The following is a 20149-nucleotide window of genomic DNA, read 5'->3' as shown; positions in this document are numbered from 1 at the left end:
ACCACCTCGCCAATGTCCACCATCCCAGACCAGCTTTCTTCGATGCGCCAGTCCCTTGAGGCTGAATCAGGCACCCATGCCGTGATCGCCCGCCAGGCCATCGTCGACGAAAACCGTGGTGTTTTCGGCTACGAGCTGTTCGACCGCTCCATGGCGGTGGACGCCCACACCGCCGAAAGTGATGCGGCACTGCTGTTCAACGCATTGTCGTTCTCGGATACCGAAGCGCTGGTGGGCAAAAAGCTGGTGTTCATCAACTGCACACTGGACAGCCTGGCCGGCGGCCACCTGGAGCTGGTGCATCCCGACAAAGTGGTGCTGGAGGTGCCCCCCGTGATAGGCGGCGCCGTCGAGGAGATTGAGGCGCGTGCCCTGCTGCTGGAAGAACTGCGCAAACGCGGTTTCCGCTTCGCCTTCAACCACACCGTGCTGACACGCGGCTATGCCTCGTGGCGCGCGCTGGCGTCCTTCGTCAAGCTCGACATGGTGGCCCTGAAACCCGACATGGTGCTGCCCTTTGTGCGTTTTGCGCAGGCCAACACCACGGCGCAACTCATCGCTGAGAAGGTCGAAACCGCCGAGCAGCACAAACTGCTCGCCAGCTACGGCATCAAGCTGTTCCAGGGCTACTGGTTTGCCAAACCTTCGGTGGTGAAGGCGCAGCAGATCCGCCCTTCGCAGGCCACCATACTGCAACTCATCAACCTGGTGCGCAAACAAGCCACCACGGCCGAGATTGAAGAGCTGCTGAAAAAAGACCCGGCGCTGTCGTTCAACCTGCTGCGTTTCATCAACTCGTCCGGTTTTGGGCTGAGCTGCGAAATCACCTCGTTCCGCCACGCGGTGATGATCCTCGGGCTGAAGAAGCTGTTCCGCTGGGCGGCACTGCTCATGACCACCTCACGCAACAGTGGCTCCGACCAGGCCGTGGGCCAAACCGCCGTGGTGCGTGGCCGCCTGATGGAGTTGCTCGCGGCCGAGTTGCTGTCGCCCGAAGAATGCGACAACGCCTTTGTGGTGGGTGTGTTCTCGCTGCTCGACACCATGCTGGGCGTGCCGCTGGAGAAGGCCCTCGAATCGGTGGCCCTGCCACAACCCGTGCTCGACGCCCTGCTGCACCGCCAGGGCGTGTTTGCGCCTTTCCTGGAGCTCACCGAGGCCTGCGAAAGCGGCAACGACGAAGTGTTTGCGCGCACCGCCAATGCGCTGCACCTGTCGAACAAACAGGTGAACTGGGCGCACTTGCAGGCCCTGGCCTGGGCCGAGTCGCTCACCGCCGAAGGCTGAGCAAGCCACGCCGCCGCAGTGCGGCAGCGTTGGCCACCCGGTCAATCCAGCTTGATGTTGGCCGCCTTGATGATCTTCGCATTGCTCGCCGACTCCTGCGCAATCTGCTTGGCAAAGTCAGCCTGACTGCCGCCGGTCGGCACGTTGTCGGCCGCGAGCAAACGCTCGCGCATGTCGGGCAGCGCCAAGGCCTTGTTGATCTCGGCATTCAGGCGTTGCAGCACCGGTGCCGGTGTGGCGGCTGCCGCAAAAATGCCAAACAACGACGTCATATTGGCCGCAGCGAAACCCAGTTCGGCCAGGGTCGGCACCTGCGCCATCACCTCCACCCGCGCGGGGGCGCCCACCGCCAGCGGCCGCAGCTTGCCCGACTTGATGTGCTGCACCAGCGCCGCGCTGAGGTTGGTCGAGATCAATTCAAACTGGCCGCTCAGCGCATCGGTCAACTGCTGCCCCGCGCCTTTGTACGGCACGTGGGTCAGCTCAATCCCCGCGGTGTGCTGGATCTGCTCCAGCATGATGTGCCCGACCGTGGCCAGTCCCGAGGTGGACCAGCGCACGCTGCCCGGTTTGGCTTTCGATTGCGCCACCACATCCTTGAAGTCCTTGCCCTGGAACGCAGGGGTGGCCAGCAGCACCACGGGTGAATACATCACACTCGCCACGGGCGCAATGTCTTTGGCCGGGTCGTAGGCCAGCTTGCCCAAATGCGGGTTCAGCGCCAGCGGGCTGATGGACGAAAAACCCAGGGTGTAACCGTCGGGCGCGGCCTTGGCCACGGCATCCATGCCAATGCTGCCGCCCGCGCCGGCACGGTTCTCCACCACCACCGGCGTGCCCAGCTGCGCGCTGAGTTTGTCGGCCAAGGCACGTGAGATGTTGTCGCTCACACCACCCGGTGGATAAGCCACGATGATGCGGATGTTGCGTGATGGCCAGGCTGCTTGCGCTTGGCCCAGGCCCGGCAATGTCGTCAAGGCAGCTCCGGCAGCGGCGGCAAGCCAATGGCGGCGGCGAATAGACGTGGGCAAAAAAGACATGGCAAGAATTCCAAAAAGCAAAAAGAGCAGACATTTTCAGTCATGCTGCGGCGCTGCACAGCGGCGACGCGGCATGCCCCTGCAAGCGCTTCAACCGCGCGGATGGTGCTCGGCGTGGATAGCTTTCAAACGCTCACGCGCCACGTGTGTGTAGATGGTGGTGGTGGAAATGTCGGCGTGGCCCAGCAGCATTTGCACGGCGCGCAAATCGGCGCCATGGTTGAGCAAATGGGTGGCAAACGCGTGACGCAGGGTGTGCGGTGACAAGGCCACATGAATGCCGGCCTGCAGCGCATATTTGCGCACGATGAGCCAGAACATCATGCGTGTCATGGCGCGGCCGGCCTTGCTGCCACGGTGGGTGATGAACAGGTCGTCGGTCTGCCGTCCGGCCAGCAGTGCGGGCCGGCCCTGTTCCAGGTAGCGCTGCAGCCAGGCGCGCGCCACATCACCAAACGGCACCAGACGCTCCTTGCTGCCCTTGCCCATAGTGCGCAGCACACCCTCGCTCAAGCCCAGGTGGTAGGTCTTGATTTGCACCAGCTCGCTCACACGCAGGCCGCTGGCGTACATCAGTTCAATCATGGCGCGGTCGCGCAGGCCCAGAGTGCTGCCCACGTCAGGCGCGTTCAGCAGTGCCTCGACCTGCGGCTCGGTCAAGGTCTTGGGCACACGCAAAGCCTGGCGCGCCGGATTCATCTTCAGCGTGGGGTCGGCCTGCAGCACTCCTTCACGCAGGGCCCAGCGAAAGTAGCGTTTGAACACCGTGAGCCGCCGGTTGGCCGAGGTGGCCTTGGTGGCGCTGTGGCGCGCGGCAAAATAGGCCTGCAGGTCGCCCTCGTCGCTTTGGTCCAGCGACTTGCCCTTGGGGTCTAGCCAGCGCACGTATAGATTCAAGTCGCGCCGGTAGGCGCTCAGGGTGTTTTTCGACAAGCCTTCTTCTAGCCAAAGGGCGTCGATGAAGCGGTCAATACTGGCCAGGCTGGCCTCAATCTTCGATGGCATGCGGCAGGATAGCGCATGCCACGGGCCACACCGCCAGTGCACACAGGATCACACCACAAAACGCTCCAGCACTGCCATGTCGGGCGCAAAGCCCAGCCCCGCTGCGGTGGGGATTTGCACCTTGCCCTGCAGTGGCAGCGGTGTACCGCCCAAGGCCAAGTCGGCATGCGGCTGAATGTACAAATGCTCGAACAAGGGTTCGGGCAAAGGTGCACCCGGAATCACTGCCAGCAGATGCAGCGTGGCGAAGTAGCCGGGGCCGAAGTAAGGCGAATGCGGCATGGGTGTGAGGCCATGCTGGCCCGCGAGCTGCACCACAGCCAAAAACTCCGTGACGCCCCCGACCTTGGTCACCGAGGGCTGTGGGTAGGCCACCGCACCGGCCTCCAGCATGCGCGCGAACTCATGGCGCGTGCACGCATTTTCACCAGCACCCACCGGGAAACGGCGGTTGATGTTCGCCTGCGCGGCAATCGCCTCGGGCGGAAACACCGGCTCTTCCACCCACGCCAGCTCTGCCTCTTGCAGCACCGGCAGCCGCTCCAATGCGCCGGCTTCGGTCCAACTGCAGTTCACATCGACCGACATGTGAATCCCCGGCCCACATGCCCGGCGCCCGGCGCGAATCACCTCGGGGTCGACCTCGTGCAGCTTGACGTGCCGGTAGCCCTGCTCCATGGCCTGGCGGCAATACTTGTCGACCAGCGCCACATCGCCATACCGCGTGAGACTGGCGTAAGCCGACACCTCGGTGCGCTGCGCGGGCCCCCACATGGCGCTCAAGGGCTTGCCCTGCGCCTGGGCCGCGATGTCCCAGAGCGCAATGTCGAACCCAGAGATGGCGAACATGGTGATGCCGTAGCGCCCAAAGATGTGCAGCTTGCGCTGCAGCTCCAGGCTCAACTCTTCGGGTGTGGCGGGCAAGTCCCGGCCTTGCAGCAAGGGCGCCACCATGGTGCGTGCAGCCGTCGCCACGGCTTGACGGCAGGAGTACGCAAAACACTCGCCCCAGCCAACGATGCCGCTATCGGTCTCCAGCCGCACCAAGACAAATTCGAGCGTATGCCAGCGTGTGGGCGTCACACCCATGCCCGTGCCGCCGTCTTCAAACGGCACCACGGCCTCGATGATGTCAATCTTCTGAATTTTCATGCTGCTGCCTGGTTTGGATGCTGAAAATGTACGTTCAAGCACCCACGGTGCCCATTAGGGAATGGCATTAAACCCACCCACTGCTGGCCTCGCTAACATCGTCCAAACTGTGCAACAGAGTGCAGCGCTTGCTGCGTGCTCATCACCCTCGAAAAGGCGAAGAAACATGAAGGCCGAAGAACGCGAAAGCCTGCTGAAGCTGTTAAGAGCACGCTTTGAGAAAAACATGCAACGCCATCAAGGCCTTGCCTGGAGCGATGTCGAGGCCCGCCTGCTGGCCAGCCCGGGCAAGCTGCAATCGCTGCAAGAGATGGAAAAAACCGGCGGTGAACCCGACGTGCTGGGCGCAGCCGCCAAGGGCGGTGAAGTGCTCTTCTGCGACTGCGCTGCGGAAAGCCCGCAGGGGCGCAGAAGCCTTTGCTACGACGCCGAAGCCTTGCACGCGCGCAAGGAAAACAAACCAGCGGGCAGCGCCATCGACCTGGCCACCGCCATGGGCGTCACACTGCTCAGCGAAGCGCAATACCGCGAACTACAGACATTCGGCGAATTCGACACCAAGACCTCGAGCTGGGTGGCAACACCGCCGGAAATGCGCAAACTCGGCGGAGCGCTGTTTTGCGACCGCCGCTACGGCCAGGTCTTCGTCTACCACAACGGCGTGCAGTCGTACTACGCCGCGCGCGGGTTTCGGGGGGCGTTGAAGGTCTGAGCCCAGGTGGGCGACAACCGCCCCTCAATGCGAGGTCAGCTTCACATTCTTCAACAACCAGGCCGCGCGGGAACCGCCGCCGACCAGCGCTGCCGTGGCCCAGAACAGCCCCGCCACACCCACTGCTGCGCTGGCCACACCAAACACCATGGGCATGAGCACACTGGACGCGTTGATGGTCATCAGGCGCAGGCCCAGCGCTTCGCCATGGCGGTGGGCCGGGGTGATCTGGTGCAGCGTGCTCATCACCATGGGCTGTACCGAGCCCAGCGTCAAACCAAGCAAGATGGAACAGATACCCATAGCCCAGGCCGTGGACAACAAGGGGTAAACGGTGAACAACACCGCAGCCGCCCACATCGCGCCACAGATCACCGCCCATTCGCGCAGGCGCTCGGCCAGCAGCGGCATGGCCAGGCGCACCAAGGCGGCGGCAATGGCAAAGCCGCCCAGAATCGTGCCTATGGTTGAGGCCGACAGCCCACGTTCATGACCGATGATGGGTACCACAAAGGTATGCACGTCCCAGCATGACGACAAGAACCAGTTCACCAGCAGCAGACGGCGTAACACCGGGTCGGCGAGCAAATCCCAGGGGGTGGTTTTGACGGCATTCGGTGCCACCTCCAGGGGCGGCAGTTCTTTCACCTTATGCACCAACCACCAGGTGAGCAAGGGCAGCGTCGCCATCACTGCAAAAGCCCAGCGGTACCCGGCGATGGCGTTAGGCGTACTGCCCGCAAAATCGATCATCAAGCCCGCCAGAAACGGGCCCATGAAGTTCGACACCGCTGGCCCCACGGCCAGCCAACTGAACACCTGTTTAAGGCGCGTGGCGCCCTCGGCCGCACGGCCCACGTGGCGCTGCAGCGAGATCACCGCCAGGCCCGCAGCACCGCCGGTGAGCAAGGCGCTGACACACAACACACCATAGACCGGAAACACCGCGCCGAGTGCGGCACCAACCACGGCCAGAGCCACGCTGATGAACACCGGGCGACGCAAACCATGGCGGTCCGCATAACGCCCCGCGGGCAAGGCCAGGAACACCTGTGTCAAAGCAAACAGCGCCAGCAGGAAACCCACGGCCAGCGCGCTATAACCTTCACGCAGGGCCAGCAAAGGCGCAGCCAACCGCACACCCGTCATACATGCGTGCAGACAGATCTGCGCGGCGATGAGGCGGGCGAAGGCGGCGTTCAAGGCAGCAACTCTTCGCTATCGTCTGCCGCGTTGAGGTTCGGCAGCAGTTGTTGTGCATCAGCCTCGGGCAGTGCTTCCACCACCTTGAGCGCGCGGCGCATCTGGCGCGTTCGGGTGTCGGCCTTGTCGAGGGTGTCTGTGGCTTTTTGCATTTGCTCACGCATGCGCGCCACCCATTCACCGTAGCGCTCGAACTCGGTCTTGACCGCACCCAGCACCTTCCACACGTCCGAAGCTTGTTGCTCCAGCGCCAGGGTGCGAAAGCCCATGTGCAGGCTGTTGAGCATGGCCAGCAAGGTGGTTGGCCCCGCCAAGGTGACACGGTAGTTGCGTTGCAGGCTGTCCATCAAGCCGGGGCGGCGCAGCACTTCGGCGTAAAGGCTTTCAATCGGCAGAAAGAGAATCGCGAAATCGGTGGTATGCGGCGGTGCGAGGTAACTCTCCGAGATCGACTTGGCCTCGGCCATGATGCGTGTGTGCAAGGCCTTTGCGGCGGCTTCCACGCCCGCCACATCGGCGCGGTCGTGCGCAGCCAGCAGGCGTTCGTAGTCGTCGCGCGGGAACTTGGCGTCGATCGGCAGCCAGACCGGCTCACTTTCGCCCTTGCGCCCCGGAAAACGCACCGCGAAGTCGACACGTTGGTTGCTGCGCGGTTTGGTCTCGATCTGGCGGCCGTATTGCTCGGGCGTGAGCACTTGTTCGAGCAGCGCCTCCAGCTGCACTTCGCCAAACATGCCACGTGTCTTGACGTTGGTGAGCACACGTTGCAAGTCGCCCACACCTTGTGCCAGGGTCTGCATTTCGCCCAGGCCCTTGTGCACTTGCTCCAGACGTTCGGCCACCTGCTTAAAGCTTTCGCCAAGGCGGGCTTCAAGCGTGTTCTGCAGTTTTTCGTCCACCGTCTGGCGCATCTCGTCGAGCTTGGTGGCATTGCTCTGCTGCAGTTGCGCCAGCTGGGTCTCCAGCGTGGCACGCACTTCGCTCAGACGGCGTGCGTTGGACTCACTCAAGCCCTGGATCTGTGTGGTAAGGGTATCGCCCAAGGTTTTTTGCAGCAGCGTGAGTTGCTGCGAGAACGCATCGAGCTGTGCGTTCTGCGTGCGCACAAACTCGGCGTTCTGCTGCACCAGCGACTGCTGGAACGTCGCCAGGCTGGTGCTTTGCTCCTGCCGCGCGGCCCTTGCGGTTTCGCTCATCTCGCGGCGCAACTCTCGCTCCAGGCGTTCCAGGCGCTCATGACCCGTGGTCACGTTCTGGTGGATGTTTTGCAGCAAGCCTGCCAGGCGCGCCATCTCGGCCCCGGCCGCAGCGCCATCACCTTGGCGCAGCCAGACGATCAGCAACACCAGCAGGTTCAAACAGCCTACTGCCAACACCAACCACAACGGGATTTCGGTCATTTAGCTAGGTTTTTTGCAGCTAGCTCCGCAGCGTTCAAAGGCGTCACCGGCTTGTTTTGCTCCAGATAGCCGATCAGGTTGTCAGAGGCGAGGTTGGCCATGGCCAGGCGCGTGGGCACGGTGGCGCTGGCGATGTGCGGCGTGAGCACCACGTTGGGCACGGTGAGCAGGTCCGGGTGCACCTTGGGCTCACCTTCAAACACGTCCAGCCCGGCTGCAGCGATGCGCCGCTCGCGCAGCGCCACGGCGAGGGCCGCGTCGTCCACAATGCCGCCGCGTGCAATGTTGATGAGGTTGGCCGTGGGTTTCATCAGCGCCAACTCCGCCGCACCAATGGTGTGGTGCGAGGCGGCGGAATACGGCACCACCAGGACCACGTGGTCGGCCGTACGCAGCAACTCTTCCTTGCCCACGTAGCGGGCTTTGCAAGCGGCTTCTAGCGAGGCATCAAGCTTGGAGCGGTTGTGGTAGATCACGTTCATGCCAAAGCCGTGCGCGCCACGCTTGGCAATGCCCTGGCCAATGCGGCCCATACCTATGATGCCCAAGGTGCTGCCATGGATGTCGGAGCCGGCAAACATGTCGAAACTCCACTTGGTCCACTGGCCTGCACGCAGGTAGTGCTCGCTCTCGGTGACGCGGCGGGCCGTGGCCATCAGCAGGGCGAAGCCGAAGTCGGCGGTGGTTTCGGTCAACACGTCGGGGGCGTTGGTGGCCAGCACACCAGCGGCGCTCATGGCGGCCACGTCGAAGTTGTTGTAACCCACGGCCATGTTGGCGCAGATCTTGAGGTCCGGGCAAGCGGCCAGCACGTCGGCATCGATACGTTCGCTGCCCGTGGTGAAAACACCCACTTTGCCCTGCAAACGTGCGATCAACTCGGGCTTGCCCAACAGCTTGTCGGCTTGGTTGCTGTCTACCTCGAAATGTTTTTCGAGTCGCGCAATGACTTCAGGGAAGATGGCGCGGGCCACCAGGATCTTTGGCTTGGGCATGGGGTAGGTCTCCTCCGGTATGACGACAACGTTACGTTAGCGTTAACGCTTTGCACACCATTTTTCCACGTCTGGAGAACCCCACGCTGCTGCTGCGGTACCGAGCCCGGAAAATAATTTATCGGGCTCTGAAATAAATTCAGTTCAAAACCAGATCCAGGTCATGAGCACAAACAGCGGAACCAACACACACAGCGCCCAGCCCACATAGCCAAAGAAGCTGGGCATATGCACCCCACGCTCTTCGGCAATCGCCTTGACCATGAGGTTGGGTGCATTGCCGATGTAGCTGTTGGCCCCCATGAACACCGCACCCGCCGAGATCGCCGCCAGCGTCGGGGCCAGTGTGGTCATCAGGACTTGTGCATCTCCACCGGCCGTATTAAAGAACACCAGGTAGGTGGGTGCGTTGTCGAGGAAAGAACTCAACAGGCCGGTCGCCCAAAAATAAGCCGCCGGGTTGGGCGTGCCATCGGGCCGCGTCACGGCGGCGATGATGGCGGAAAACGGGCCGTCCATACCGGCTTTGAGCATGGCAATCACCGGGATGATGGTCAAGAAGATGCCGGCAAACAACTTGGCCACCTCCTGCATCGGCGCCCAGCCGAACTGGTTGTCTTCATGCACCTGGGCTGCGGTGATTTTGAGCGACACCAGGGTGATCAGGATCAGCGCCACATCGCGCACCAGACCGGGCAGGCCGACATGCGCGCCGGCGATCTCAAAACCGACCGGCGACTTCCAGATGCCGCTGAGCAGCACAAAAAACACCACACCCGCGAGCAGCAGAAAGTTTAGCTTGCCATCAAAGCCCAGGCCATGGGTATCGGGCGTGGGGTCGCGTGGCAGCAGGCCGCCTTTGCGGAAGTGCCAGCTGTCGAGTGCATAAAAAATGGCCAGCAGCGAACCCACCAGGAACAAGGTCTCGGGAAAGATGTGGCTCACCGTCCAGAAAAAGCTCACGCCTTTCAAAAAGCCCAGGAACAAAGGCGGATCACCCAGCGGCGTGAGCGAGCCACCGGCGTTGGAGACGATGAAGATAAAAAACACCACCACGTGCGCCTTGTAGGGCCGGTTGTCGTTGGCGCGCACCAGCGGGCGAATCAGCAGCATGGAGGCCCCGGTGGTGCCCATCACGCTGGCCAGCAACGCCCCCGAGGCCAGGATGGCGGTATTCAACGCCGGGCTCCCATGCAGGTTGCCACGCACAAAAATGCCGCCGGCCACGGTGTAGAGCGCGGTCAACAGAATGATGAACGGAATGTACTCGGCCACCAGCGCGTGCACCGCAGCACTGGCCGCCAGGCCGGGCCCATAAAGCGCGGCAAATGGCACGATGAACAGCAAGGCCCATGCTGCCGCTATCTTGCCGAAGTGCTGGTGCCAGAAATGCGGCGCCAGCAAGGGCCACAGCGCGATCGACAACAAGATACCGGCAAACGGCACGCCCCATAGGGCGCTGAGTTGTGCACCATTGATCTCGGCTGCAAAACCCATGGCCGGCAAAAACAGCCCGGCCCCGAGCGCCAGCATTTGGCTAGTGATCCGCATACACCTTCCCCACCCTTTCGTTGTTTTGATCTGTTCTGAGCCTGGCCGTGCGGATCCGTCAGGCCGCGCGCCTCAGGCCGGTGTCTTGATGTCGAACACCTGGCGCAGGTAGGCCAGGTACTTCTCGTCCTCACACATGTTCTTGGAGGGTGTGTCCGACAGTTTTGCCACCGGCTGGCCGTTGCAGCGCGTCATCTTGATGACGATTTGCAGCGGCACATGTTGCGGCGCATCACCCAGGTCGTTGGTCAGGTTGGTGCCGATACCGAATGCCAGGAGACAGCGCCCATGGAACTGGCGGAACAATTCAATGGTACGTGGCACGGTTAAACCATCACTGAAGATGAGTGTTTTGGTGCGCGGATCGACTCGGTTGTTGCGGTAGTGTGCGATCAGGCGCTCACCCCAGGCGAACGGATCACCGCTGTCATGGCGCGCGCCATCAAACAGCTTGCAGAAATACATGTCGTAGTCGCGCAAAAACGCGTCCATGCCATAGACGTCGCTGAGCGCTATGCCCAGGTCGCCCCGGTATTCCTTGGCCCAGGATTCAAAGCCGAACACCTGGCTGTCGCGCAGGCGTGGCCCCAGCGCCTGGCAGGCCTGCAGGTACTCGTGGGCCATGGTGCCCAGCGGCGTCAAACCCAGCTTCATGGCAAACAACACATTGCTGGTGCCGGCAAACTGGCCGCTGGCACCCGAGCCCAGCTTGGTCATCAACAGGCGCAGCACTTCTTCGTGCCAGGCCTTGCTGAAGCGGCGGCGTGTGCCGTAATCGGCGATCTTCAGCTCTTGCAGACCATCGGCCTGCAATTGGTCGACCTTGACTTGCAGACGGCGACGGCCCTCGTCGAACTGCGCCACCTGTTGTGTGTTGCGGAAGTACACCTCGTTGATGATCGCCAGCACCGGGATCTCGAACATGATGGTATGCAGCCAGGGCCCGCGAATGACGATCTCGATCTCGCCGGTAGGCAAAGAGCTGACGTGGATGTACTTTTCGTTGAGCCGGAACAGCCCCAGAAAATCGACAAAGTCGCTCTTGATGAAGCGCATGGAGCGCAGGTAGTCGAGCTCGGCGTCCTGAAACTGCAGGCTGCACAACCCACGAATTTCTTCGCGGATCTCGTTCACATACAACGCCAATTGCACGCCGGGATTGCGGCACTTGAACTTGTACTCCACCTGGGCGCCAGGAAACTGGTGCAGCACCGCCTGCATCATGGAGAACTTGTAGAGGTCGGTGTCGAGCAAACTGGTGATGATCATGTTTGGCGCATTGCACACCGCCCGTCTCTGCGGCATGTGCAGTAATTGAATTAAAAGTTCAACTGCCATTGTGGCACCACCCGGCACAGTGCATGTTTGAAGAGACTTGCGGCATACGTCAGCCATCGACTACAGCGCTTGCCTGGCGCCGTCCTACCGCGCAAGGCCTTCAAGCGGCCTAAAGTCAGATCACGCAGGCAGCTTTTCCTGCATGAGGAGCATCACATGAACCAAGACCAACTTCAGGGGAACTGGCTTCAATTCAAGGGCAAGGTGAAGGAGCAATGGGGCAAGCTGACAGACGACGATCTCGATGTCTGCGCTGGCCGGCGCGACCAATTGTTGGGGCTGATTCAGCAGCGCCACGGGCTACAAAAGGATGAAGCCGAACGCCAGGTGATGGATTGGCAAAAGCGCAATCCCAGCTTCTTCTTTGAGAAATCTTGACGGGCGGCAGGCCCCCTCTAGCGGCCGGACTGGTTGCACCTGAGCCGGGCGTTTCAGGCGGGATCAGTGGCTGTGCTGACTTGTTCTGGCGAAGACCGCCTACGAGCGCAAACCAGCCAGTCCGCCCAAGCCCGGCTGGCCAGAACAATCGCAGCATTCAGACTATCGTTGCGCGCAATCCGCGCCTCGGCCTGCTGCGCCGAAATACCCCAGGCGCGCTGATGCCGCAACGCCAACCGCGCCATTGCGGTTTGCATGGGCACATCCCAAAACCAACAGGCATCCAGCAGGGGCTGCACCGCCCAGCCATCACCCCGGTGCAATAAATACAGGCCCTCGACCAATACCAGGCGTACCTGGGGCGGCACCGCCAAGGCATCTTCGACCGGGTCACCCACGCCATGTTCAAAGCCGGGCCAGAACACCGTGTGCCGGTCAAAGCCTGCGCGCAACAAAGCCAGCCTGGCCTGCAGGCCCACGGGGTCAAAAGTCCAAGGTGCGCCACGACGCGCCAGCGCAGCGGCTGGGTCTGCCGCCTGTGCCAGGGTGGCGCGGCTCAGGTGAAAACCATCCATGCCCAACACCTGCGCAACACCTGCGCCCAGGTGTGTATTCACCGCGTCCACCCAAGCCTGGGCGATGGTCGTTTTGCCGGACCCGGGCAAACCCGCCAAACCCACCAGCACGCGTTGCTGCGGGCGGCTGGCGAGCAAACCCAAAAGCCGCTGCAGCGCTGCATCTTCGCGCGGAGCTGGTTGGAATTTGTCGGCAGACATGCTGCTGGCGATAGCTTGCTACAAGCTGCGGGTGCTGATGACACCGGGCCTGTTGGCGTAGCGCACACGTGCATCCAGCGCCTCCACCACCACCTGGGCGCTACGCCGGTAGACATTGGTTTTGAGCCATTCACATTCGGCGTCCAGCTCGGCTGCACTGCCCAGGCGCGTATGCCACACCTTGGCCGCGGCATCCCAGCGATAACCACGCACACGCAAAGCATCTTTGGCATCAAAAGGTGCGCCGGTGGCCTGCAGGCGATAACGCAGTTGGCTGGCCGCCGCCAGCAGCAGCGCCAGGCCGTTGGGTGGCACGGCGGGAACGTCAGGCGGTGCGTCGGCGAGCTGCGCATCGGCAGGCACATCGGCTTGCAACACCGCCAGCAAGGCGTGGCAATCGGTCTCGGCGCGGTGGGCGTCGTAGAACCAGCCGTGCGCCAAGGCCAGCGATTCGAGCTTGGACGAACCGTGGCCGAGTTTTTTCCAGTTGATATCGACAAACGAGCAGGCCCAGTCCTTTTCGGCAAAGGCTGGCAGACGGGCTTCAACAAACGGCCGGTCGAAGCCGGCGTTGTGTGCCACCACCAGGTCCACGTCGTCGAGCAGCGTGGCGATCAAGGCTTCGTCGAGTTGCTGGCCCGCGACCATGCTGCTGTTGATGCCGGTGATTTTTTGCACCTCGGGCGGAATCGGCTGGCCGGGGTCTTCCAGGCCGTCATAGACCTGCACCATGCCCACGGGCTGGCCGGTGCGCCGGTCCACGTCCACACGCAGCAGCGCCAGTTCCATGATGCGTGCCGTGTTGTGGTCCAGGCCAGTGGTCTCGGTATCCAGCACCAGCACGCGCGCAATGTCCTCGCGGGCTACAGGCGCGGTACCGGGCCACTGCAGCGTGGGCTGCAGGCGGCGCAACACGCGGTAGTCGGGGCTGGCTTCCAACTGGCGGGCCAGGGCTTCGAGTGATGGTGCTTCGGCACCTGCCACTGCTGCGGCCGTAGGCAACACGGCAAGCGGCTCGGTTGCAGGCGAAGCGGCAGGCGCGGGCGCAAGCGCTTCGGCCATTGGTGTTGGCATGGGCTCAGGCATAGGCGCAGCCACGGGCGCGGGTGCTGCCACAGGCGCGCGTGGTACCGAGGACACAGCCGTCGGCATGTCAAAAAACAAGCCCATCTGTTGGGACGCGGCATCGTCGGCCGCCGCTTGGGCCTTGGCCGATCGGCCGCGTGTGGGTTTGGGTTTTGGCGTCATCTCGGGAGGTTTGTAACAAAAATAGCCGCAGCGCCCTACAGCCTTGCGACAACAGCTACGATTTTAGTAGTGAACCTGCCCTTGCATGGCGCGGGCTTGCGCCCCCGGGCTCAAAAATTCTCGGTGTCCACCTCGGCCGTGCCTTGCGGCGCGTAACGCGGGCCGACCACGGCCTTGACGTTGAAGATATCTTCCAGCTGGGCCATGTGCTCGGGCGCGAGCCTGACGCGCTCGGCGCCCAGGTCTTCCTGCAAGTGCGGCAGGCTGGTGGTGCCGGGAATGGGAATGATGTGTGGTGCCTTGTGCAGCAACCAGGCCAAAGCCAGTTGCGCCTGGGTGCAGCCAAGGCTCTGTGCCAGTGCCTTGAAGGGTGCCAGCAGCTTCAGGTTGGTGGCATAGGTGTCGGGCGCAAAACGCGGCATGGGGCGGCGAATGTCCTTGGCGTCCAGCGTAGCAACATCGGTCAGCGTACCCGTGAGGTAGGCGCGCGCCAGCGGGCTGAAGGCGACAAAGCTGGCACCGAGTTCGCGGCAGGCCTCGAGCACGGCGATCTCGGGGTTGCGCGTCCACAGCGAATACTCGGTTTGCACGGCCGCAATCGGGTGCACCGCATGTGCTTTGCGCAGCGTGTCGGCCGAGACTTCGCTCAAGCCTATGGCCTGCACATAACCCTTGCGCACCAGCTCGCTCAGGGCGCCTACGCTGTCCTCGATCGGCACCTGTTTGTCCCAGCGGTGCAGGTAGTACAGGTCGATGACATCGGTGCCCAGGCGGCGCAGGCTGTCTTCGCAGTTCTTGCGCACGGTGTCGGGGCGGCCGTCGATGACGCGGCGCACCACGCCGTCTTCACCCCGCACACCCGCCATGCCACCTTTGCTGCACAACGTGAACTTGCGGCGGTGCGGCTTCATCACCTTGCCCACCAGCTCTTCGTTGGCACCAAAGCCGTAGAGCGCGGCGGTGTCGAACAGCGTCACGCCGGCATCGAGTGCCGACAGCAATACCCGTTCGCCCTGCTCCGCCGATACCGGCGCGCCATAGGCGTGGCTCAGGTTCATGCAACCCAGGCCTATGGCCGAAACTTGAAACGGGCCCAATGTTCTGTTGTTCATGGAAAAATTTCTTGTGTAGTCAATGTGTTTGTGTGGCCGAATGGGCCGTGCGTGCCGCCACCTCGGGTGTGGTCACCGGACCGGTGCCACTGAAGCGTTCCAGCGCCAGGTAAATCACCGGCGTGATGAACAAGGTGATGGCTTGTGAAAACACCAGCCCGCCCACCACCGCCAGCCCCAGGGGCTGGCGCAACTCGGCACCAGCGCCCAGACCCAGGGCAATCGGCAGTGCACCCATCAACGCGGCCATGGTGGTCATCATGATAGGCCGAAAACGCAGCAAACACGCCTTGCGTATCGCCTCGGCAGGCGACAAAGCTTCATGGCGCTGCGCCTCCAGCGCGAAGTCGATCATCATGATGGCGTTTTTCTTGACAATGCCTATGAGCAGCACCACACCAATGGTGGCGATCAGCGTCAGGTCCTGGCCAAACATCATCAGCGTGGCCAGGGCGCCCACCGCCGCCGACGGCAGGCCCGCCAGTATGGTGATGGGGTGGATATAACTCTCGTACAGCACGCCCAGCAGCACGTAGATGACCAGCAGCGCCGCAATCACCAGCACCAGTTGGCTGCCCTGCGAGCTTTGGAACACCGCCGCATCGCCGCCATAGCTGGTGATGATGGACGATGGCAACTCTATGGCCTTGCTGGCCGCGTCGATCTTCGCCGTGGCGTCGCCCAGCGCCGCGCCGGGCGCGAGGTTGAACGACACCGTCACCGCCTGCAACTGGCCCACGTGGTTGATGGCCGTGGCCCCCACGGTGCGTGTCACGGTGGTGAAGCTGGACATGGGCACCAGTGCGCCGGTGTTGGCACGCACGTAAATGCCGTTCAGCGCGCGTTCGTCCTGCTTGGCCTCGGGCGCCACTTCCATGATGACTTCGTAGCTGTCGGTGGGCAGGTAGATGGTGGACACCTGGCGCTCGCCAAAGGCGCTGAACAACGCGGTGCGTATGGAGTCTATGGACACCCCCAGGGTGTTGGCGGCGTCGCGGTCTATCTTCAGCTGGGCGATCAGGCCGCGCATCTGCGCATCGCTGGTCACGTCGCGGAAAGCCGGATCACTGCGCAATTTGGCCTGCAGCTTGCTGGCCCACTCGTTGAGTTCATCGGCCTTGATGCTTTGCAAAATGTACTGGTACTGCGCCTTGCTCTGGCGCCCGCCGAGTTGCAGGTTCTGCACCGGCCGCATGAACACATTGATGCCGGCCACCCCGCGCAGCTTCTTGCGCAGCCCCTCGACCACCTCCTTCATCTTAGGGCGTTCGTTTTGCGGCTTGAGGGTAATGAACATACGCCCGGTGTTTTGTGAACCGTTGCCACCGTTGAACGAACTCACGGCCGCCACGCTGGGATCGGCACGCACCACGGCCGCTGCCGCCTCTTGTAGCTTGACCATGGCCGGGAACGAGATGTCTTCCGAAGCTTCGGTGGTCACCTGGATCTGCCCAATATCTTCTTCCGGGAAGAAACCCTTGGGGATGATCATGGCCAGCCAGATGGTCAGCACAAAGGTGATGGCCGCCACTCCCAGCACCGCCATGCGGTGACGCAGGGCCAGGTCAAGTGCACGCGTGTAGCCGGCCAGCACGGCGTTGAAGCCAACCTCGAACGAATGCACGATGCGGCCCGGTGGTTTCTTGTGGGTTTCGTCGCTGAGGAAGCGGCTGGCCAGCATGGGCACCAAGGTCAGCGAGACAAACGCCGAAACCACAATCGACAAGCCCACTACTACGGCGAACTCATGGAACAGCAGGCCGATCACGCCCGGCATGAAGAAGATGGGGATGAACACCGCGATCAACGAAGTGGACATGGAGACGATGGTGAAACCCACCGCGCGCGAGCCCTTGAGCGCGGCTTGGAACGGGTCTTCGCCCTCTTCCACCAGGCGGATGATTTCTTCCAGCACCACGATGGCATCGTCGACCACCAGGCCCACGGCCAGCGTCAGGCCCAGCAGCGAGATGTTGTCCAGGCTGTACGACAAGCCCCACAACAAGGCCACAGCGCCGACCAGCGACACCGGCAGCGACAAGGCCGGAATCACCGTGGCCACAAAGCGGCGCAAGAACAGGAAGATCACCAGCACCACCAGCACGATGGTGCCCAAGAGTGTGAGCGACACATCGTGCAAGGCCTCGCGCACCGACTTAGAGCGGTCGTTCACCGGCGTCATCTGCACCGACTGCGGCATCTGCGCCTGCAGGTTGGGCAGCGCGGCCAGCAGCGCATCCACCACCTTCACGGTGTTGGCGCCGGGCTGGCGTTGCACCGCCAGGGTGATGGAGTTTTCGCCGTTCAGCGTGGCCCAGCTCTTGACGGTTTCCAGGCTGTCTTCGACCTTGGCCACGTCACGCAGGCGCACGGTATTGCCGCCCTTGTTGCTGACGATCAGCTCGGCAAAGTCGGCCGCGTTGCGCAGTTGCCGGTTGGCTTGCAGCACCAGCGTCTGGCTAGGGCCTTCAAACGTGCCTACCGGCGTGTTGACGTTGGCCGTGCGCAAAACGCTGCTCAGCTCGTCCAGCCCGATGTTGCGCACCGCCAGGGCCTGCGGGTTGATGCGCACACGCACGGCGTAACGCTTGGAGCCAAAGATGTTGACCTGGGCCACACCGTCTATGGTGGAGAACGTGGGCGAGATCAGGTGTTCGGCAAAGTCCTGCAGGTCGGCCGGCGTGAGTGATGGCGAGGTCAGCGCCACCAGCAGAATCGGTGCGTCCGCCGGGTTGACCTTGCGGTAGGACGGCGGGTTGGTCATGTCGGTGGGCAGCGAGCGTTGCGCACGCAGCAAGGCCGCCTGCACGTCCACCGCTGCCGCATCGATGTTGCGGTTCTGGTCGAACTCCAGCGTCAGCGAAGTCGAGCCCAGCGTGCTGGTGGAGCTGATGGTTTTGAGCCCCGGCACGGTCTGGAATTGTTTTTCCAGAATCAGCGCCACCGAGCTGGCCATGGTCTCGGGGCTGGCCCCGGGCAGCGAGGCCGACACATTGATCACCGGCGTGTCGTAACTCGGCAAAGCGGCCACGGGAATGCTGCGGTAACCAATCACCCCGGCCAACACAATCGCCAGGTTGAGCAGCACCGTCATCACCGGACGGCGGATGAAGATCTCGGAGAAGTTCATGGTGCGGCGGGTTTGCTGGTGTCAGCGCCGGATGCATTCGCAGCGGCGGGAGTTTTTTGGGCGTCTTTGTCTGCGGTGGCCGCACGTTCCACCAAACGCACACCGGGGCGCACGTTTTGTTTGCCGTCCACCACCACCACGTCGCCCGCCGCAATGCCGCTCACGGCGGCATCCAGTCCTTGAGCATATTCCACCTTCACGGGCTTGGACACAGCCACGCCGTCCACCAGCGTGTAGAGCACGGTGCCGCGAGCACCTTGTATCAGTGCCGCCTCGGGCACGATCACCGCGCCCTTGAGCACGTTGATGGTTTGCGACACCTGGACAAACGCCCCCGGCCAGAGCTTGTTGTCGGCATTGTCGAACACCGCCTTGGCCTTCACCGAGCCCGAACTGGCATCCACCAGGTTGTCGACAAACTGCAACCGGCCCTGGAAGCTGCCGCCGCCGTCGGCCAGCTTCGCCGTGACCGCCGCACCGCCGCCCTTGAGGGCCCCCAGCGCATCGGTCAGGTTGCGCTGCGGCAGGCTATAGGCCACGCCGATGGGGCTCAGTTGGGTGATGGTGACCAGGGGCGTCACATTCGCCTGCACCACACTGCCCGGGTACACCACCACCTGCCCGGCACGCCCGGCGTGGGGTGCGGTGATGCGGTCGTATGACAGCGACACCATGGCCGCATCGATGGCCGCCTGGTCGGCGTTGATGGTCGCTGCCAGGGCATCGACCTGCGCTTGTGAGGTGTCCACCGCGCCTTGCGAGACAAACTTCTGCGCAAACAAATCCTGGCTGCGCGCCAACTGGCGGCGCGCATCGGCCAGGGCGGCGTTGTCCTTGGCGAGTTGCGCGCGCGCCTTGGCCAGGTTGGCTTCGTCGGTGCGCGCATCGAGTGTGAACATCAGTTCACCGGCTTTGACGAACTGCCCTTCCTTGATCAGCACCTTGACCACCACGCTGGTGACCTGGGCCTTCACGTCCACGCTGGTGAGTGGCGTCACGGTGCCGGTGGCCGTCAGCAGCACCGGCAGGTCACGCTGCTGAGCGCGCACCGTGCTCACGCTGACCGGGGCAGCGCCAGCGGCCGGTGCCGAAGCCGGTTTGGCGGCCGCCTCGGGCGCGGCGCCAGAGGGTTTGTCGGAGCAGCCGGCTAGGCCGAGCAAGCCCAGCGCCAGCAGCCCGGCAAGAAGATTAAAACGGTTGAAACAAGAAAGAGCGGTCTTCATGATGGCACGGCGTCGGAACGGAGCCCAGTTGGGGTTTTGGAATGAGGGTTGGATTGAAAAGTGCGCGAGAGCACGGCCAGCCCGGCTTGCAGGGTTTGCAGTTCCGTGGGCGAGCAGGCCGAAAGAATGTCTTCCAGATGGCCTTGCGCACCGAGCTGGATTTGCTCAAGCTGGGCCAGCCCGGCGGGTGTGGCCTGAAGTTGCGAGCGGCGCCGGTCATCGGAAGCCGTGGCGGGCAGCACCAGTTCTGCGCGCACCAGCCGGTCCACCATGGCGGAAGCCGTGGGCATGGTCACGCCCAAAAACGCCGCCACCTCGCCCACCGCGCAAGCCGGCGTACGCGCGATGAAGTTGAGGCAGCGAAACTGCGGCACGGAGAGGTTGGCGCCAGCACCGAGGCGCATGGCACTGCGAATGGTGTCCATGACCACAGGCACCACTTCCATCACCATGGCGGCGTGTTCTTCCACAACGATGGGTGGAGCACAAGGTTTTGGCACAGAAGGCCCCCGAAAAAACAAACCAAAGACGTGGCACGCCCGGCCACAACCAGCAGACGTGCAAGGCCGACAATTGCTTAGCTCAGCTAAGTGAAATCA

17 protein-coding genes are annotated in these 20149 nt (G+C 62.9%); 3 read left to right on the top strand and 14 right to left on the bottom strand.

From position 1 onward, the window contains the following. Nucleotides 1-12 precede the first annotated feature (12 nt). On the top strand, nt 13-1287 hold the full coding sequence (locus ACFQ95_RS01335; RefSeq protein ID WP_422828984.1) for an EAL and HDOD domain-containing protein: 1275 nt from the start codon (nt 13-15) through the stop codon (nt 1285-1287). 41 nt (nt 1288-1328) lie between these two features. Here ACFQ95_RS01335 and ACFQ95_RS01330 read toward each other — a convergent pair whose 3' ends face one another. The 3 genes from ACFQ95_RS01330 to ACFQ95_RS01320 form a co-directional block, all read right to left on the bottom strand. After that, nucleotides 1329-2327: a Bug family tripartite tricarboxylate transporter substrate binding protein gene (locus ACFQ95_RS01330; protein ID WP_422828983.1), complete on the bottom strand. Its 999-nt coding sequence runs from the start codon at nt 2325-2327 to the stop codon at nt 1329-1331. 90 nt (nt 2328-2417) lie between these two features. Continuing rightward, nucleotides 2418-3332, bottom strand: coding sequence for a site-specific tyrosine recombinase XerD (gene xerD / locus ACFQ95_RS01325; RefSeq protein ID WP_422828982.1), 915 nt, complete (start codon nt 3330-3332; stop codon nt 2418-2420). A 48-nt stretch (nt 3333-3380) separates the two neighbouring features. Beyond that, the gene (locus ACFQ95_RS01320) at nt 3381-4484 is read right to left on the bottom strand and encodes a mandelate racemase/muconate lactonizing enzyme family protein (RefSeq protein ID WP_422828981.1); all 1104 of its coding nucleotides are present in this window, start codon (nt 4482-4484) and stop codon (nt 3381-3383) included. A gap of 166 nt (nt 4485-4650) precedes the next feature. On the opposite strand from ACFQ95_RS01320, the gene ACFQ95_RS01315 reads away from it, so the two are divergent. Continuing rightward, nucleotides 4651-5196, top strand: coding sequence for a DUF4256 domain-containing protein (locus ACFQ95_RS01315; protein WP_422828980.1), 546 nt, complete (start codon nt 4651-4653; stop codon nt 5194-5196). Between the two features lie 24 nt (nt 5197-5220). Here the strand turns inward: ACFQ95_RS01315 and ACFQ95_RS01310 are convergent, their stop codons facing one another. From ACFQ95_RS01310 to pncB, 5 genes are all read right to left on the bottom strand, one after another. Beyond that, on the bottom strand, nt 5221-6399 hold the full coding sequence (locus ACFQ95_RS01310; protein ID WP_422828979.1) for an MFS transporter: 1179 nt from the start codon (nt 6397-6399) through the stop codon (nt 5221-5223). Then, nucleotides 6396-7799 carry a DNA recombination protein RmuC gene (rmuC, locus tag ACFQ95_RS01305; RefSeq protein ID WP_422828978.1) on the bottom strand — a complete coding sequence of 468 codons (1404 nt, stop codon included), beginning with the start codon at nt 7797-7799 and terminating at the stop codon, nt 6396-6398. The genes ACFQ95_RS01310 and rmuC overlap by 4 nt, the downstream gene beginning before the upstream one ends. Next, nucleotides 7796-8794, bottom strand: coding sequence for a 2-hydroxyacid dehydrogenase (locus tag ACFQ95_RS01300; RefSeq protein ID WP_422828977.1), 999 nt, complete (start codon nt 8792-8794; stop codon nt 7796-7798). Before ACFQ95_RS01300 ends, rmuC begins: the two co-directional genes overlap by 4 nt. A gap of 144 nt (nt 8795-8938) precedes the next feature. Further along, nucleotides 8939-10327 (bottom strand): sodium:proton antiporter, encoded by a 1389-nt coding sequence (locus ACFQ95_RS01295; RefSeq protein ID WP_422829225.1) that lies wholly within the window; start codon nt 10325-10327, stop codon nt 8939-8941. A 90-nt stretch (nt 10328-10417) separates the two neighbouring features. Further along, a complete protein-coding gene (gene pncB, locus ACFQ95_RS01290; protein ID WP_422828976.1) occupies nt 10418-11614 on the bottom strand; it encodes a nicotinate phosphoribosyltransferase in 1197 nt (398 codons plus the stop codon). Nucleotides 11615-11839: 225 nt separating this feature from the next. Here pncB and ACFQ95_RS01285 point away from each other — a divergent pair, with 225 nt between their 5' ends. Beyond that, on the top strand, nt 11840-12061 hold the full coding sequence (locus ACFQ95_RS01285; RefSeq protein ID WP_422828975.1) for a CsbD family protein: 222 nt from the start codon (nt 11840-11842) through the stop codon (nt 12059-12061). 53 nt (nt 12062-12114) lie between these two features. On the opposite strand, the gene ACFQ95_RS01280 is transcribed toward ACFQ95_RS01285, so the two are convergent. From ACFQ95_RS01280 to ACFQ95_RS01255, 6 genes are all read right to left on the bottom strand, one after another. Continuing rightward, complete coding sequence (locus ACFQ95_RS01280; protein ID WP_422828974.1) at nt 12115-12837, bottom strand: nucleoside/nucleotide kinase family protein; 723 nt, start codon at nt 12835-12837, stop codon at nt 12115-12117. A gap of 18 nt (nt 12838-12855) precedes the next feature. After that, nucleotides 12856-14085 (bottom strand): 3'-5' exonuclease, encoded by a 1230-nt coding sequence (locus ACFQ95_RS01275; RefSeq protein ID WP_422828973.1) that lies wholly within the window; start codon nt 14083-14085, stop codon nt 12856-12858. Between the two features lie 110 nt (nt 14086-14195). Then, on the bottom strand, nt 14196-15197 hold the full coding sequence (locus ACFQ95_RS01270; RefSeq protein WP_422828972.1) for an aldo/keto reductase: 1002 nt from the start codon (nt 15195-15197) through the stop codon (nt 14196-14198). A gap of 19 nt (nt 15198-15216) precedes the next feature. Continuing rightward, nucleotides 15217-18327, bottom strand: a complete 3111-nt coding sequence (locus tag ACFQ95_RS01265; protein ID WP_422828971.1) for an efflux RND transporter permease subunit — start codon at nt 18325-18327, stop codon at nt 15217-15219. Further along, nucleotides 18324-19550 carry an efflux RND transporter periplasmic adaptor subunit gene (locus ACFQ95_RS01260; RefSeq protein WP_422828970.1) on the bottom strand — a complete coding sequence of 409 codons (1227 nt, stop codon included), beginning with the start codon at nt 19548-19550 and terminating at the stop codon, nt 18324-18326. The genes ACFQ95_RS01265 and ACFQ95_RS01260 overlap by 4 nt, the downstream gene beginning before the upstream one ends. Beyond that, nucleotides 19547-20020 (bottom strand): MarR family winged helix-turn-helix transcriptional regulator, encoded by a 474-nt coding sequence (locus ACFQ95_RS01255; RefSeq protein ID WP_422828969.1) that lies wholly within the window; start codon nt 20018-20020, stop codon nt 19547-19549. The genes ACFQ95_RS01260 and ACFQ95_RS01255 overlap by 4 nt, the downstream gene beginning before the upstream one ends. Nucleotides 20021-20149: the final 129 nt, after the last annotated feature.

Origin of the sequence: Variovorax sp. HJSM1_2, from assembly GCF_049316285.1 — a bacterium.
GTDB lineage: Bacteria > Pseudomonadota > Gammaproteobacteria > Burkholderiales > Burkholderiaceae_C > Rhodoferax_B.
This window is presented reverse-complemented; position numbering and strand designations above follow the sequence as displayed.